This window comes from Anabaena azotica SJ-1, from assembly GCF_047275885.1.
Lineage (GTDB): Bacteria > Cyanobacteriota > Cyanobacteriia > Cyanobacteriales > Nostocaceae > Trichormus_B > Trichormus_B azotica_A.
Window position 1 is genome coordinate 1,251,559 of record NZ_CP178454.1, and the last position, 14,841, is coordinate 1,266,399.

The 14,841-nt window shown below is 39.1% G+C and carries 13 protein-coding genes; 2 read left to right on the forward strand and 11 right to left on the reverse strand.

Annotation, left to right across the window (positions count from 1 at the left end):
• The first annotated feature begins 79 nt into the window (after positions 1-79).
• Positions 80-919, forward strand: coding sequence for a FecR domain-containing protein (locus ACLLO5_RS05455; protein WP_413174469.1), 840 nt, complete (start codon positions 80-82; stop codon positions 917-919).
• A 6-nt stretch (positions 920-925) separates the two neighbouring features.
• Here the strand turns inward: ACLLO5_RS05455 and ACLLO5_RS05460 are convergent, their stop codons facing one another.
• From ACLLO5_RS05460 to ACLLO5_RS05490, 7 genes are all read right to left on the reverse strand, one after another.
• Entirely contained in the window at positions 926-1,534 is a 609-nt protein-coding gene (locus tag ACLLO5_RS05460) for a class I SAM-dependent methyltransferase (RefSeq protein ID WP_413174470.1), read from the reverse strand.
• A gap of 201 nt (positions 1,535-1,735) precedes the next feature.
• Positions 1,736-2,107: a hypothetical protein gene (locus ACLLO5_RS05465; RefSeq protein WP_413174471.1), complete on the reverse strand. Its 372-nt coding sequence runs from the start codon at positions 2,105-2,107 to the stop codon at positions 1,736-1,738.
• Complete coding sequence (locus ACLLO5_RS05470) at positions 2,100-3,101, reverse strand: LLM class flavin-dependent oxidoreductase (RefSeq protein WP_413174472.1); 1,002 nt, start codon at positions 3,099-3,101, stop codon at positions 2,100-2,102. The genes ACLLO5_RS05465 and ACLLO5_RS05470 overlap by 8 nt, the downstream gene beginning before the upstream one ends.
• A 122-nt stretch (positions 3,102-3,223) precedes the next feature.
• Complete coding sequence (locus ACLLO5_RS05475) at positions 3,224-3,559, reverse strand: hypothetical protein (RefSeq protein ID WP_413174473.1); 336 nt, start codon at positions 3,557-3,559, stop codon at positions 3,224-3,226.
• Positions 3,560-3,815: 256 nt separating this feature from the next.
• Positions 3,816-4,127, reverse strand: coding sequence for a hypothetical protein (locus tag ACLLO5_RS05480; protein ID WP_413174474.1), 312 nt, complete (start codon positions 4,125-4,127; stop codon positions 3,816-3,818).
• Between the two features lie 2 nt (positions 4,128-4,129).
• Positions 4,130-4,393 carry a hypothetical protein gene (locus ACLLO5_RS05485; protein WP_413174475.1) on the reverse strand — a complete coding sequence of 88 codons (264 nt, stop codon included), beginning with the start codon at positions 4,391-4,393 and terminating at the stop codon, positions 4,130-4,132.
• Between the two features lie 36 nt (positions 4,394-4,429).
• A complete protein-coding gene (locus tag ACLLO5_RS05490; RefSeq protein WP_413174476.1) occupies positions 4,430-4,858 on the reverse strand; it encodes a hypothetical protein in 429 nt (142 codons plus the stop codon).
• Positions 4,859-5,926: 1,068 nt separating this feature from the next.
• Here ACLLO5_RS05490 and cysK point away from each other — a divergent pair.
• A complete protein-coding gene (cysK, locus tag ACLLO5_RS05495; protein WP_413174477.1) occupies positions 5,927-6,868 on the forward strand; it encodes a cysteine synthase A in 942 nt (313 codons plus the stop codon).
• A 300-nt stretch (positions 6,869-7,168) separates the two neighbouring features.
• On the opposite strand, the gene purF is transcribed toward cysK, so the two are convergent.
• From purF to ACLLO5_RS05515, 4 genes are all read right to left on the reverse strand, one after another.
• The gene (purF, locus tag ACLLO5_RS05500) at positions 7,169-8,647 is read right to left on the reverse strand and encodes an amidophosphoribosyltransferase (RefSeq protein ID WP_413174478.1); all 1,479 of its coding nucleotides are present in this window, start codon (positions 8,645-8,647) and stop codon (positions 7,169-7,171) included.
• Between the two features lie 370 nt (positions 8,648-9,017).
• The gene (gene purL, locus ACLLO5_RS05505) at positions 9,018-11,471 is read right to left on the reverse strand and encodes a phosphoribosylformylglycinamidine synthase subunit PurL (RefSeq protein ID WP_413174479.1); all 2,454 of its coding nucleotides are present in this window, start codon (positions 11,469-11,471) and stop codon (positions 9,018-9,020) included.
• 319 nt (positions 11,472-11,790) lie between these two features.
• Positions 11,791-12,867: a magnesium-protoporphyrin IX monomethyl ester (oxidative) cyclase gene (gene acsF, locus ACLLO5_RS05510; RefSeq protein ID WP_413174480.1), complete on the reverse strand. Its 1,077-nt coding sequence runs from the start codon at positions 12,865-12,867 to the stop codon at positions 11,791-11,793.
• 258 nt (positions 12,868-13,125) lie between these two features.
• On the reverse strand, positions 13,126-14,412 hold the full coding sequence (locus ACLLO5_RS05515; RefSeq protein ID WP_413174481.1) for a hypothetical protein: 1,287 nt from the start codon (positions 14,410-14,412) through the stop codon (positions 13,126-13,128).
• Positions 14,413-14,841 lie beyond the last annotated feature (429 nt).

Below are 14,841 nucleotides of genomic sequence, written 5' to 3' on the forward strand. Positions count from 1 at the left end.
GGTTGCAAAAAGTACAAAACAAGAGTGAAAAAGCCATGCACAAACAGGGTTTTTCATCTGACCCCCTACCCATATATCCATGACCAATATGAAAAATAGATGGGCTTTTAACTTAATATTTGTCATGGTCGGGTTAGTTAGTACCCTTCATGCTTCCGCCGCAGACCCATTACGGGTAAATATTAATCGTTGGCTAGAGGTACGTCGTCCCGTTGGGCAAGTTATTTATTCTCGTGGAAATACTGTTAAACCAGCCACTAACGGCATGAAACTACAAGCCATAGGGGATACAATCACTACAAAGCAAGGTTCTAGCGTAGTTCTAGGAATTGATATCGCTACTGGCTTAATAAAAGTTTCTGAAAATACAACTGTCACTATCCAGAAGTTGACAACGGGAAATAAAGGTCAAAGAATTACAGAACTTGAGGTAAAGTCTGGCCAAGTTAGTCTGCAAATTCGTCCCTTAACCCATGACACATCTCGTGTGGAAATTAAAACTCCGGCTGGGGTAGCAGGAGTCCGGGGAACTGAATTTGGTGTGAGTGTACAGGATGATGGCAAAATGGGAGTTGGCACTAAAAAGGGTGCTGTCGCTACTTCTGCCCAAGGGCAAACACAGTTAGTAAAGGCTGGTTTCCAAAATCTGACTATTCCCGGAGAACCCCCTTCTGTGCCTGTTCCTTTGCGGGAAGATACTAGTTTAAATGTGAGTCAACTTTTAGCCAATGGTGGACAAGTGCGGATTATCGGTAAAATTGATCCGGTTAATCTGCTGATGATTAATCAACAGCGTCAGATTATTGATGCCAGTGGCACATTGGATATTACTGTTCCTTTACCCTCTAACCGCAGAGTTGAAGCTGTGGTGATTACACCGTTAGGGAAACAGCAATTATATCAATTAGCAGTTCCTTAATTATTTTTATGCGGGTTTAGCAAAAATCGTCAATAAAACTGGCCCTAATAAATAGTAATGACCTAAACATAAAAGTCCAGCATCAGCACCTAATTGTTGACGCTGTTCCCGACTATATAATTTAATTCCAGCCGGAGAATTAGCCATGAGATTAAATGCTGGATTATTGCCAGTAATGTCAACTAAATAAAAGCGTCCACCTGGAGAAAGCACCCGTTTCACTTCACTTAAAACTTGTTCTGGGTGGGGATAATGTAAAAAACTGATGGTGTTAAATACGGCATCAAATTGACCTTCAGCAAAGGGAAGTGATTCTGCGTTACCTTCAACATAAATTAAGCGGGGACGGTGGCGGTTCTTTTGTCTAGCTACCCGCAACATCTGGGGAGATAAATCTAATCCTGTACCACGTATTTCTGGAAATTGACTTGCTAATCTATCTAATAATCTGCCTGTTCCACAACCTAAATCAAGTACATTAGCATTTGATGATAATTCAACGTAGGCAAGCAATCTTTTATGAATGGCTTGATAGATAAAAGAAGGAAAAGTCCAATCATAACTGTTTGCCCAACGGTCAAAGATTAGTTTTTTGTTAGTTATAAAGTTATTCATTATGATTTCTAAGATACAGAAGATTGCAAATCAATATGGTACATTATTAAACTTTCAACCTATACACAAAGCCAGTTTTACTCCTGACTCCTGACTCCTGACTCCTGACTCCTGTATTTTCATTATCATCTTACCAAAAGACGCAAAGGTACAAAGTTTGTTTTGTATCTTTGCACCTTGGCGCGAAATAAAGCTTAAAATTTACAACCAATCTCGATAAGCCGAGATTTCATTAACACCAATTTCAAAGGGCATCCCCTTACCAAAAGGAGGATAAACACGAATTTTCGCGTCCTTTGTCAACCTTTCTAATCTATTACCCAGTTGGGGAATATTACTGACTATATGCCAGTAAGATACTATGTCAGGACAGTCAATAATTAACATGAGAGTGGTAGTATTTTTGGTCATATACCACTGACAGTTAGATAGCAGAACTTGGGTGATGCGATCGCACCCATAATAAAAACATCTGCCAATAGACTGCTCTAATTCCATCTGTAACATACCATCCTGTTTTGTCACCTCCATGGGAGGTAAATCATCAGGTGGCAGCAAGGGAAGTTTAGACATAATTTCGCACCTCTTGATTGTAACGCTCTAAACTCTCTCGATTTTTTTGCAGAGAAGAAGATGAGGGTTTAAGCGCCAGTGTGCCGAGATTTAATTCGTCCTGAAATTTCTTGATTTTGCCGCGACAGGTTTCTACATCACCAATAATGGAATTTTCGATCAGAAAGTCTTCTTCAAAACAGATATTTGTTTGATCATAAGCTTTCTGGGGTTGGGGACTATTCTGCATTACTTGAGTTGAATTAGCGATCATTTTTTTGCTGAATTTACGAATCGAAGGTAAAGCCTCACTCACCGCTTCATCGTAGGTTTTAGCAACAAAAAAGAAGCGTGCTAACAGGAATTTATCCGCACCACTGGAATTTATTTGCCGATATTTACTGACTGTATTTTTCAATCTGACCAGAGAAAACGGGGGGCCACCCATTAAACCGAAGGAATTTTCAGCAGCATAGGCGATCGCATCATCATCACCACTGGCAACATACACAGGAATTGGTTTTTGGAGTGGTTGAGGATAAACTGTCAAATCCGCACACTGATAAAATTGCCCATTAAATGTGACTTTAGTTTCATATAAAAGCTTTTGAATCAGTGCAGCTGCTTCCAGCATCCTCTGACGAGATTCATGGGTCGATACACCAAAATGCTGATTCTGTTCAGGAAAAGGCCCACCCTTAGCTATCCCAAAAGCCAATCTCCCACTACAGAGATTATCCAACGTCGCAATATCTTCAGCTACCCGAATCGGGTTATGAAACGGCAACAACACCGCCCCTGTCCCCAAACAAATAGTTGACGTAACACCCGCCAAATGTGCCATTAACAGCATAAGTGACGGGCTGAGATTGGATTCATTAAAATGATGCTCACTCACCCAAGCTTCTTCAAAACCCAAGTTTTCCGCCTGTTTTACCAGTAAAACTTGTTCAAAGATAGCGCGACGGGCATCTTGGTGATAATTATCGTAATTGCAGAACAGTCCAGTTTTCATGGTTGGCAAAATTTTAGTACAGCACAGCAGAAATAATTAGAAAGTTAGAATCAAACAAAAACGTAGATAATATGAGCATTCCTACCTTCTAGGTTCTGCTTTCTAGCCTCATTTTTCTGCCCTTAGGCTGCCACTAAATGCAACTCCAACCACAACCGCGGTTGAGATAATTTAAGTTTGGACATCGGATCTCGCAGCAATCGCTTGGCATTCATGCAAACTACTTGAATTAGTCCCATATTTTCTGCTAATTCCCTCAATATTTCTTTTTGCGCTTGCACTAATGGCATCATTTCTTCCGAACAATAAATTCCTATATATTGAAAGCGTTTAGCAGGTCGTCCCCAGAAGCCGGTGATGACTTTCACATGACACCTCTCCAGTAGTTCCCCAGTGCTAGGGTAATAATGGTTGACGACTCTTGTGAATTCTTGGGCTAGGATATCTTCAGCAATCATTTGACTGATATTTCTGTAGCGTCCATCACTACGATTTAGTATAACATTATTTTGTCATTTAAACATGACAATTAGCCAATTCAATGTAAATAAAATATTAAAATTATTTTGAATTTGCATGATAAAAAGGGGTGTACTTTAATTAAGTATCACCCCTAAATAATGACCATATATAGCAATTAAACGAAGCAAAACCAAAAGCTAAAAACAACGCACAAAAAAGCTTTTAATCTTGACCGCAAACCGCTGCTGTATTTTATCGGGAATTGCGTTCAGCGACTAAAACATCGGCAATGATATCAGGAATATTTTTTAAATCCAGATATCCTTCAGAACCAGAGATAGGAGAAATAAATGTATAATTTGGGTCACAGCTTCCTGTATCGTAAACTTGAATAAACCACTTATCAGGAAAACCTTCAACACCCAATTCTACAATATACCAAAACTCACCAGTTAAGCGGGAGTTAAAAATAGTAAACCAATCTCGATAATCTTCTGGAATATTCCAGTCTGCCAAGAGGAACTCTAAAGCTATTTGTCCAGCATCAGTTGAAGTCAATAGCATTATTACTCCTGATGTGCAACCTCGTTAGAAACTTCAGGATATAAACCCAATTGTTTCGCTAATTCCTTGGCTATAAAAAATAAAAACTGAGCGCCATCTTGATTACCTTCATGGGCAAACATAGTGGCTACTTGTAGCATAGAATGTATTAAACCAGAATCAATTAACTCTGGTTGAGCTTCCAAAACTTCCGGTTCTTGGCCATTAGGACATCTGAGCAATTCATCAATCAAATTAAAATACTGTGTTTGGCGTTCGTCTGTCATGGTAAATTAGTTTAAGGTGAATAAGAAAAATGAAACTTATTGCTCGATACTTTGCTGCCAAAGTCTTTCTAGCATTTCGACTTGCGCTTTTAAAACAGCAGCACGATACACAAGATACCTGTCGTAACCAAGAATCCCGAAGCCAATACCAATAGGTGTACACAAAACCAACCATTGCAAAATCGTAGCGATTTTATATTGTTCAGCTAGAATTTGCAGTTGCACGAAAAAATTATGTTGAGATAATTTTTTGTTAGCTGGAAATTGAGGAGTATTGATGCTCTCTGGCTGAAGAGATAAAGGGCTATAATCTTTCTTAATCTTCGTGACTTGACAGGATAAATTCTGTGTCTTAACTAACTCTATATGTCGTCCCCAGATTAAATTAAAGACAATTATTCCTGGAGATAAGATGGCTAAAGTAACTAAACTAACTGTCAGCACATTTAAAAGTTTTAATTTCATCCTCGCTCTCCCTTGCTAGGTGAAAATTACCCAGTAAGAAAATATATTTTATGGACTATTACTGCACCTTTGTATTGTCAATACTCAAACACCAATCAAATTCTATTTTTTGATTTAGTAAGTTTTGATTCTACAAATATATTTGGTAGATGATACCCAATAATTTAATTAGTGATTTGAATCTAAAACTTTAAATCTAAAATTTGTCGGTTTATGAGTTTAAAATCTATGTGCATAACACTCATAAAGTATGACTAAGCAATTCAAAACTAAAAATTTCAAATATACTCCATTTCGTATTGATTAATACTGACAGAATTTAGCCGCGTTTGCATAGAGATGTTTAATGTAATGAGAGTTAAGAAGTCCCCCCTAATTCGGTTGATTTTCATCTAGGAATTTCGGGGGGTAGAGGGGAATCTCTGCGTAAATCCTATAAATGTTTATATCAGCCCCTCTCTACAACTCAGTTTACTCGACCGAAATTAAGATTATTAAAATCATTAAATTAGCACTCAAAGCCTGTAAGACTTATCTAGTAAGATTTATAAAATTTCTATGGGGTAGAGGTGCTAGTGTTTTTCGGAGGGGGTACTAGCATTTATAAGATAGGGTGCGGGGATTTTTGTACTCAACCTCAAGGCTTTAGTTGCCAATGATTGAGAATTTTTAAGAGTGAGTATTAGCTATAAAAACTTGTACTCAAATCACAATATATCATGACAAAGGAGAACTGAATTAAAAATAAACTAAATAGCCAGAAAAATATATTAAAAATTTATAAACAAATCACCTAACCTTGATAAAATCAACAAACGTAGATGTTTAAGACGTGGAATTATTTTATGAAGATAATCTAATTGATACAATCTCTGCGATAGATACTAGCCCTAAAAATTTAGAGGTTGATGATTGATTTCATCAGCATCCAGCAATTATGACTGGTGTAGACCTTGGTGATATCTAATTAACTAAATGTTGATAAATAACACATTAGGATTGTCAAAATATTGTATTCTAAATACAAACTGAAAATTTCTATTTAATTAGAATATTAGGAGCTAATCAATGCGAATTGCTAAAGACGTAACAGAACTTATTGGAAAAACCCCCTTAATTCAGCTAAATAAAATTCCTCAAGCTGAGGGAGTAGTTGCCAGAATAGTTGTTAAATTAGAAAGTATGAATCCGGCTGCTTCGGTCAAAGATAGAATTGGTGTCAGCATGATTATGACAGCAGAAGCAGAGGGGACAATTTCCCCAGGAAAAACTATTTTAGTAGAACCAACTTCCGGTAACACAGGTATTGCTTTAGCAATGGTAGCAGCAGCCCGTGGTTACAAATTAATTTTAACTATGCCAGAAACCATGAGCCAGGAAAGACGCGCTATGCTACGAGCTTATGGTGCTACTTTGGAATTAACTCCAGGACCCCAAGGAATGCGGGGAGCAATTAATAAAGCTGAGGAAATTGTCGCTAACACTCCCAATGCGGTGATGTTACAACAATTTAGAAACCCAGCTAACCCAAAAATTCACCGAGAAACAACGGCCGAGGAAATTTGGGCGGATACTGATGGAGAAGTAGATATATTAATTGCTGGTGTAGGAACTGGGGGAACTATTACTGGTATTGCTGAGGTAATTAAACAACGGAAACCGAGTTTTCAAGTGATAGCTGTAGAACCCAGTAATAGCCCTATTCTTTCTGGAGGTCAACCAGGTTCTCATAAAATTCAAGGTATTGGTGCCGGATTTATTCCTGATATTTTGCGTCAAGATTTGATTGATGAAGTGGTTCAGGTTAATGATGAACAAGCAATGAACTATGGACGCAGATTAGCGAGGGAAGAGGGTTTATTATCAGGGATATCTTCTGGTGCAGCTTTATGTGCGGCTATTGAAGTGGGTAAACGCCCAGAAAATGCTGGTAAATTAATTGTGATGATTCAGCCTTCTTTTGGGGAACGTTATTTGAGTACGGTGATGTTTCAAGAATTGATGAGTTAAGGAAGGGGGAGCAGGGGAGCAGAGGGGCAGGGGAGCAGGGGAGCAGGGGAGCAGGGGAGCAGGGGAGCAGAGGGGCAGGGGAGCAGGGGAGCAGGGGAAGCAGGGGAAGCAGGGGAAGCAGGGGAAGCAGGGGAAGCAGGGGAAGCAGGGGAGAAATTTCTTCTTTATCCTGACTCCTGACTCCTGACTCCTGACTCCTGACTCCTGACTCCTGACTCCTGACTCCTGATAGCGAAGCGTGGCGTTAGCCATACTCCTGAACTCCTAGCCCTCATAAATAGCTTTTTCAGCAAACCCTACTTAAACTACGGCTTTTTCTAAAATCAATTTAGAACGCTTGACTTGTTCAGGAATAGCTACAGGATAATCACCTGTAAAACAAGCTGAACAGAAACTATTAGTATCTTCTCTTGTTGTTACTAACATTCCTTCCCAACTCAAATAAGCGAGAGTATCAACTTCCAATTGCTTGGTTATTTCTGCTACTGATTTTGTCGCAGCAATTAGTTGATCTTGGGTATCTGTATCAATACCGTAGAAGCAAGGATGAGTGACTGGAGGGGAAGATATTCTCATGTGTACTTCCGCTGCACCTGCATCACGTAAGGCTTTAACGAGTTTGCGGCTAGTAGTTCCTCTGACGATGGAATCATCAATTATTACCACTCGCTTACCGTATAATACGTCTTTCAGGGGGTTCAATTTCATTCTAATTCCTGTTTCGCGCATACTTTGGGTAGGTTGAATAAATGTCCGTCCCACGTAGCGATTTTTAATCAATCCTTCACCATAAGCTATTCCTGATGTTTGGGAAAAACCAATGGCCGCAGGTATGCCAGAATCAGGTACACCAAAAACTATATCTGCTTCTATAGGTGATTCTTCTGCTAGTCTTCTTCCTAAGCGCATTCGATAGCTGTATAAGGTTTCATTGTGCATCAAGCTATCAGGACGGGCAAAGTAGATCATTTCAAAGATACACAATTTGCGCTGGGGCTGTTGATTCCAAGGGAAGGAAGCTAAACCTTCTTCTGTAATCCAAACTAACTCTCCTGGTTCGACATCGCGTAAGTATTCAGCACCGATAATATCTAAACCGCAGGTTTCGGAAGCGAGAACGTAACGAACTGGACTACTATCTAATGTACCAATTACCAAGGGACGAATGCCGTTGGGGTCACGCACTCCCATAATCCCATCGGGTGTACCAATGACTAGACTAAATGCTCCTTGACAGCGGTGAAAGGCGCGAATAGAGCCTTCTAACCATTCTGCACCGGCATTGACTTCTTCTGCGATCGCATAGGCAATCATTTCTGAATCTGTGCTTGTTACCAGATTCACATTACTTTTGAGCAACTCTTCCCGCAATTGAACGGTATTTACTAAATTACCATTGTGTGCTAGTGCTAGTTTGCCTAAACGAGTGTCCACCACTGCGGGTTGAGCGTTAACTTTACGACTAGAACCAGTAGTAGAATAACGGGTGTGACCAACAGCAAGATTACCAGGTAAATCTTCTAAAATAGTCTCATTGAAGACTTGAGACACCAAGCCCATATCTTTGTGCAGGTGTACGTGCTTACCCTCAAAAGTAGCAATACCGGCTGATTCTTGACCCCGATGTTGCAGGGCATATAATCCGAAGTATGTTAATTTCGCAACATCTTGTTCTGGTGCGTAAATACCGAAAACACCGCAAGCTTCTTCTGGCTTATCATGGTGGTTTTCATCGCTGTTGATAGATTGATCCAGAGTGACGGGATGATGAGGAATCATGCTGGTTTTGCTCCTGGTGGGGTGTCTGTCAATGAAGAATTTTAGGAGTTCAGAATATTCCTGTTCTCTAAAAATAGAGATACACAAAACAGTATATTAAGATACTTATTTTTCTGAACTGCTTTCTTCGTCACTGGGATTATGTCAATGGATAGTTGCAAAATTCTTAACAAATCTTTAACCATCCATTAAAAGATTAGCGTAATTTCTGGAATTTAGGCCAAAAAGCACAAAATTACTATCAGCAGGTAGAGGAATTTTGGATTTTAGATTGAATAATCTCCAACTGAAAATACTGGCTGTGCTGTGTTCACACTTCCTGGTGAAGGTAGAAAGGGGAAGAAATAACTTTCTCTTCCCTATCACTTATTTAGGTATTAGCATAGATAGCGAGCCGATTGGATATTGCCAGATCATAGCGATCGCTCATTTCTTTAATGCTAACCTTGATTAAATCATGGTTTTCATTGGTGCAAATCTGCAAACCTAAATCCGAATTACTAACCACACCTAATTTCTGCCAATTTTCTGGCAAATATTCCTGTAAATAGGATTCCCAAACTTCCAGATTTTCCTCACTCACAGAAACCAAAATCCTCGCACCACCTTCACCAAATAGCACCTCATCAAATCTCAAATCATCACTTGCAGAAATATCCAAATTAATCTCTGCACCAAGACTACCAGAAAGACAACATTCAGCCAAAGCTACCGTCAAACCACCTTCAGCAGTATCATGGGCAGAACGCACCCATCCAGCGCGAATACCCTCACGACAAACTTTTTGTACACGACGTTCCAAATCAAAATCTACCCTGGGCGGTTTACCAGCAACTGTATTATGGATCGTTGCCAAATATTCCGAAGCACCCAATTCAATTTTAGATATTCCTGACTCTATAGCCCCCCTTTCTAAGGGGGGTTGGGAGGATCTAAATTGAATCGGTAAACCTAAAAGGTAAATTACATCACCTGCTTTTCTCCAACCTTGACCACAAATTTTACTCAAATCCTCAATCAAACCAACCATCCCCACCACTGGAGTTGGATAAATTGGCTGAGGATTTCTCTGGGAATCCAGGGTTTCATTATACAAAGAAACATTTCCACCAGTCACAGGTGTAGAGAGCTCCTGACAACCCTCACTCAAACCCCGACAAGCAGAAGCTAATTGCCAATAACCAATTGGTTTTTCAGGACTACCAAAATTGAGATTATCAGTCACAGCCAAGGGTTCAGCACCCACACAGCTAAGATTCCGCGCTGCTTCCGCCACCACAGCCTTACCACCCTCATAAGGATCAAGATACACATAACGCGAATTACAATCTACTGTCGCTGCCACTCCTCTGTAGGAACTAGAAATTGATGATTGGGAAGCCAATTCTTCTTTCTCCTCTGCGTCTCTGCACCTCTGCCCCCCTACCTCTTCCAAAGGACGTAAACGCACCACCGCAGCATCAGCACCACCCGGTAACAACACCGTATTATTCTGTACTTGATGGTCATATTGGCGATAAACCCAGCTTTTAGAAGCAATAGTTGGCGTATTCAGCAAAGTCAATAAAATATCATTCCAACTTTGCCAATTTCTACCAATTTCAATTCCTGTCGCATCACAAGCAGGTAAACTATCAACCGTCCAAGCCCAAGCTTCAACAGCATATTCTGGCGGTTCTGTCAACAATTCCCGTTCATATAAAGGCGTATTTTCTGCCAAAGCATCAGCTGGAATTTCAGCAGCAACTTTACCCTGAAACAATATCCTCACAATAGGTTCAGCAATCACCGTACCAGCAACCACTGCTTGGAGTCCCCAACGATGGAAAATATCAATTAATTCCTGTTCTCGTCCTTTTTGGGCAACAAACAGCATTCTTTCTTGAGATTCCGACAACAGATATTCATAAGGTATCATTCCTAACTCACGAGCCGGAATTTTATCCAAGTCAAACTCAATACCCACACCACCTTTAGCAGCCATTTCCGAAGTAGAACAAGTTATACCAGCCGCACCCATATCTTGCGCCGCCACAACAGCCCCAGTTTTGAACGCTTCTAAACAAGCTTCAATTAGAGATTTTTCTAAAAATGGGTCGCCTACTTGCACTGCGGGGCGGTCATCCATTGATTGATCACTTAGTTCTGCACTGGCAAAACTTGCACCACCCATACCATCCCGACCAGTGGTAGAACCAACATATAATACAGGATTACCAAAACCAGAAGCACCGGATTTTACGATATCTTCTGTTTCCATTAATCCCAGTGCCATGACATTAACTAAGGGATTACCAGAATAAGCTGAGTCAAAATAAACCTCACCACCAACAGTGGGAACACCGACGCAGTTGCCATAATGGCTTATGCCCGCTACAACGCCTGTAAATAACCTTTGAGTTTTCGGATCATCCAAATCACCAAACCTAAGCGAATTTAATAAAGCAATAGGACGCGCACCCATTGTAAAAATATCTCTTAATATACCACCCACACCCGTTGCTGCACCTTGGAATGGTTCAACGGCTGAAGGGTGGTTATGGGATTCTATTTTAAAAGCTAATCTCAGTCCATCACCAATATCAACAACACCAGCATTTTCTCCCGGCCCAACAAGGATACGGGGTCCTGTGGTGGGAAACTGTTTGAGTAAGGGACGGGAATTTTTATAACAGCAATGTTCAGACCACATCACCCCAAACATTCCTAATTCGGCTTTGTTAGGATGACGACCTAAGCGACGGACTATTTCTGCATATTCTTCAGGCTTGATACCTTCTTCAGCTATTTCTTGCGGAGAAAATGGACTTTCAGTGGTGGTCATGGTAGTTATGCACCAAAGGGACAGAGGAATATTCTATCTGGTTACGCATCAATTGGAGCAAAGTTGTGGAACACTGTGGAAATATCTGCCTCAACATGATTGACTAACTATTTCCAAATCAAGACCTATGTGATTTAGCTGTAGAAACTATGGAATTGATGATAGAGTTTCACGAAGAGATTCCCCGAAATGATTTGTAGTCTGTAGTTATTAGTGAACGCAAGCATTCAGCTTTTTCAGGTTCACACCAAAAATACCTATTTGATCATTAACCAATTTCTCAAATATTCTGACTCCTACCTACTCAATTCTGACTTGGTTAACAAACAGTCTCACGAACTTTTTCGGCATTGATGGGTTTAATTAGGTAAAGTTTCAACATATACCAAGCGATATTTTTAATCAATGGTATTTTTTGGAAGAACTTCACAATACCCAACTTCTTGCTGTTCTTGAGTTCAATTAATTTCTGGTTATTGATTGCACATTGTTCCAAATACCAGAAAAAGTAAGGGTGATTTGTATTTAAGATCGTGGGAAAAGCCCTCGCTGCGGTTTTGTTTGTTTCTGTAATGACCTGATTGTTGTATTTACGGGGATGAATTCCTAAAATTTCATAGAAATTCGCCCGTTCAAATACTGTCATTGTATGGGTAACAAACACAGTCAATAAAAAGAACCGCACCCATAAACGCGCTTGCCAATTATTCCATAACTGGGGTTGAGAACGTAACAAAGCCTTGAAGAAATCCCCGTGTCTATTTTCATCCTGACACCAGCTTTCAAACTTTCTAAATAAAGGATAAAACTGGAATTCTGGATTTTCTGCCATGTGACGATATACTAAAATATAACGCCAGTAGCCAATTTTCTCCGATAGGTAAACTGTGTAAATTACCCACTCTGGTGGAAAGAAAGTATAGGTACGGTTTTTTGTGAGATAACTTAAGTCCAGGGAAAGATTAAAATCTGCCATGGACTTATTCAAAAAACCCGCATGACGTGCTTCATCTCTTGCTAGATATTCAAATGCTTCAGACAATAAAGGGTTACTATCTTTGATACGACGAGATAATTCTTTAAAGAGTAAAAACCCAGAAAATTCTGAAGTACAAGAACGTTCCAAAAAGTCAATAAAAGCCAGCCGTTTCTCACCCTGAATGTGATCCCAAGACTGTTTAAATTCATCATCACGAACGAAGTGATGGCGGTTATAATCAGCCTTGAGTTCATCAACTACAGCCCTAATTTCCGCTTCATGAGCAGAAATATCCATTTTTGCCACAGCATCAAAATCTGTGGTATAAAATCGGGGTGTTAATAATGTTTCTTGCACAGGTGCTTTGACACCTGGTTTCAATAACTCAACTGGGGGAGTTTCCAAAGACTTAACCATGATACTCCTTTGGCTATTTTATGCTTGTAAAATTATCTAAGCATAAATAGTTATTAGTAGTCATCAGTTAAATTATTGAAAGTAAATTGTACAAAATCAGTAAGCATTCAGTAATCAGTAATCAGCTTGGGAATAGTGTAGAAATCGTTCATACATATATCCCCGACTTCTTTTGTTTATTGTATCCACAAATTATTAATTGATAACAGAAGTCGGGTATCTTATCGCCCTACCTGAATTTTTACAATTTTGAGCATTTTAGCGGCTTATTGATGCCGAATTATCAACAATACCACCATTATCAATTGCACTATAAGTATCATTGTTTGCTAAACCTAACCAAGGATCAGAACTGGGAGTTAGAAATAGTTCTGCATAAACTTTTTCATTAAGTTGATTTACATCAGATGTTTCATTTCCTTGTAAAAACCATTGATGAATTTGCCTATGGAATAGATATTCATTTCTAACTGTATCCAAAGCCATTACAGTTTCAAAATTACTAATTACCCTAGATAAATTAGTTTTGGTTGTTGTATTTGGTAACTTTTTAGTTTGGATTAAAGCAATACTGTTGCCATCAAGTTTTGCATCAGTTTGATACAGTTTAGCTAATCTATTCCAAGTTGCTTGGTCAAGTATTGCTAAGGGATTGGGTGTATTATCTAAAGTCTCCGGTTGAATTGCATTGATAATTGGTCTTTCTACTGCTGCTTTAGAAATTGCTAAAGAACCTGCAACACTGGCGCTAGGAGGTGAAGTAAAATTATTTGCACGTTCTACCAACTGAGGTGGAGACTGAATACCTAATTTTAATAAATCTGCTCTCCATTGATTTTGAATTTCATCCAGCTGACGCAGATGATATTGTTGTAATAAATTTTCGTATTCTGTACCACTACGTTTATTCAACGCTGTTGCTATTACTTCCGCTTGCTTGAGTTGTTTGAGAAAAGCCTTGGGTCCATACAGTCCAGGAATAGCATCAATGGGACGACCAGAACTATCTAAAATGTAATGAATGCTGTTTCCTGTGATTGTTCTTTCTAACTTGCGTCCGTCACCAAAATCAATTGTGACTTTGGGAACGGGTCTTACAGTTTGCCAATGCAATATAAAGTTTTCTCTCAATACTTGAGAAATTTCTGAATTTGGATATAGTGCAACTCTAAAAAATCGGCTGTTAGCACAACTGAGGTCTGTATCTAATCTACCTAATAACCGCAAAGAAAGAATTGGTTTACCGCTAGTTTTAGCTGCGGCTTTAGCTTGTTCTATGTCTGTGTACCAATACAATTGAGATGCATAACAATCTCGTTGTTGACATAATTGGTCTAAAGCTGTTTTGATTTGTGGTGATGTGAAATCGTTAATATGGGATTTGAGAAAAGTTTTTAATCCTGTTGCACCCTGTTGACGTAGTTTTGTAACTTCTTGAGTTAGTTTAGATGTTTTTGTTGTGGAATCTTGGGTATGACCAGCTTGGGAAAAGATGCAACTGGCTAAAATGAACACAAAGGTAAGTTTTAAATTCGTAAATTTCATAGGTTTAACGGTAAATAAAAGGTGTAATAATTGACATTATCCTGTGAATAGATTTTTAAAATAAGCTGCTGGACATTTAATTTGCATATTTTTAATTTTTTTTAATTTTAGGGAAAAACCATGAATCCTGCGCCTCTGTTCCCCTGCTGGACTCAATGTGCAACTTAAATGTTTAATAGCTTATTTTCTTAGGTCTGATGCACTCTAAGATACACAATATACCCCAAGATAGATTTTTTTAACTACATAAACTAACTAATATTAACTGTTGGCCTTTAATAAGGTTGCATAAAATGTGTATATGAGAGGGTGTTTGAAAACTTTTTATTGTGGTATCTAATACCTGTATATTTCCTTAAATTCCCCTTAAAAAGCTTTGCATTCTATTCATCAGATAAGAAAAGCTGTAAGCCATTAGCGAGAATTTAT

Bases quoted from the DNA above. Each gene is read 5' to 3' on its own strand.
- ACLLO5_RS05515 (WP_413174481.1), bottom strand. From the start codon at position 14,412: ATGAAATTTACGAATTTAAAACTTACCTTTGTGTTCATTTTAGCCAGT.
- ACLLO5_RS05475 (WP_413174473.1), bottom strand. From the start codon at position 3,559: ATGATTGCTGAAGATATCCTAGCCCAAGAATTCACAAGAGTCGTCAAC.
- cysK (WP_413174477.1), top strand. From the start codon at position 5,927: ATGCGAATTGCTAAAGACGTAACAGAACTTATTGGAAAAACCCCCTTA.
- ACLLO5_RS05480 (WP_413174474.1), bottom strand. From the start codon at position 4,127: ATGCTATTGACTTCAACTGATGCTGGACAAATAGCTTTAGAGTTCCTC.
- acsF (WP_413174480.1), bottom strand. From the start codon at position 12,867: ATGGTTAAGTCTTTGGAAACTCCCCCAGTTGAGTTATTGAAACCAGGT.
- ACLLO5_RS05465 (WP_413174471.1), bottom strand. From the start codon at position 2,107: ATGTCTAAACTTCCCTTGCTGCCACCTGATGATTTACCTCCCATGGAG.
- ACLLO5_RS05460 (WP_413174470.1), bottom strand. From the start codon at position 1,534: ATGAATAACTTTATAACTAACAAAAAACTAATCTTTGACCGTTGGGCA.
- ACLLO5_RS05485 (WP_413174475.1), bottom strand. From the start codon at position 4,393: ATGACAGACGAACGCCAAACACAGTATTTTAATTTGATTGATGAATTG.
- ACLLO5_RS05470 (WP_413174472.1), bottom strand. From the start codon at position 3,101: ATGAAAACTGGACTGTTCTGCAATTACGATAATTATCACCAAGATGCC.
- purF (WP_413174478.1), bottom strand. From the start codon at position 8,647: ATGATTCCTCATCATCCCGTCACTCTGGATCAATCTATCAACAGCGAT.
- purL (WP_413174479.1), bottom strand. From the start codon at position 11,471: ATGACCACCACTGAAAGTCCATTTTCTCCGCAAGAAATAGCTGAAGAA.
- ACLLO5_RS05490 (WP_413174476.1), bottom strand. From the start codon at position 4,858: ATGAAATTAAAACTTTTAAATGTGCTGACAGTTAGTTTAGTTACTTTA.
- ACLLO5_RS05455 (WP_413174469.1), top strand. From the start codon at position 80: ATGACCAATATGAAAAATAGATGGGCTTTTAACTTAATATTTGTCATG.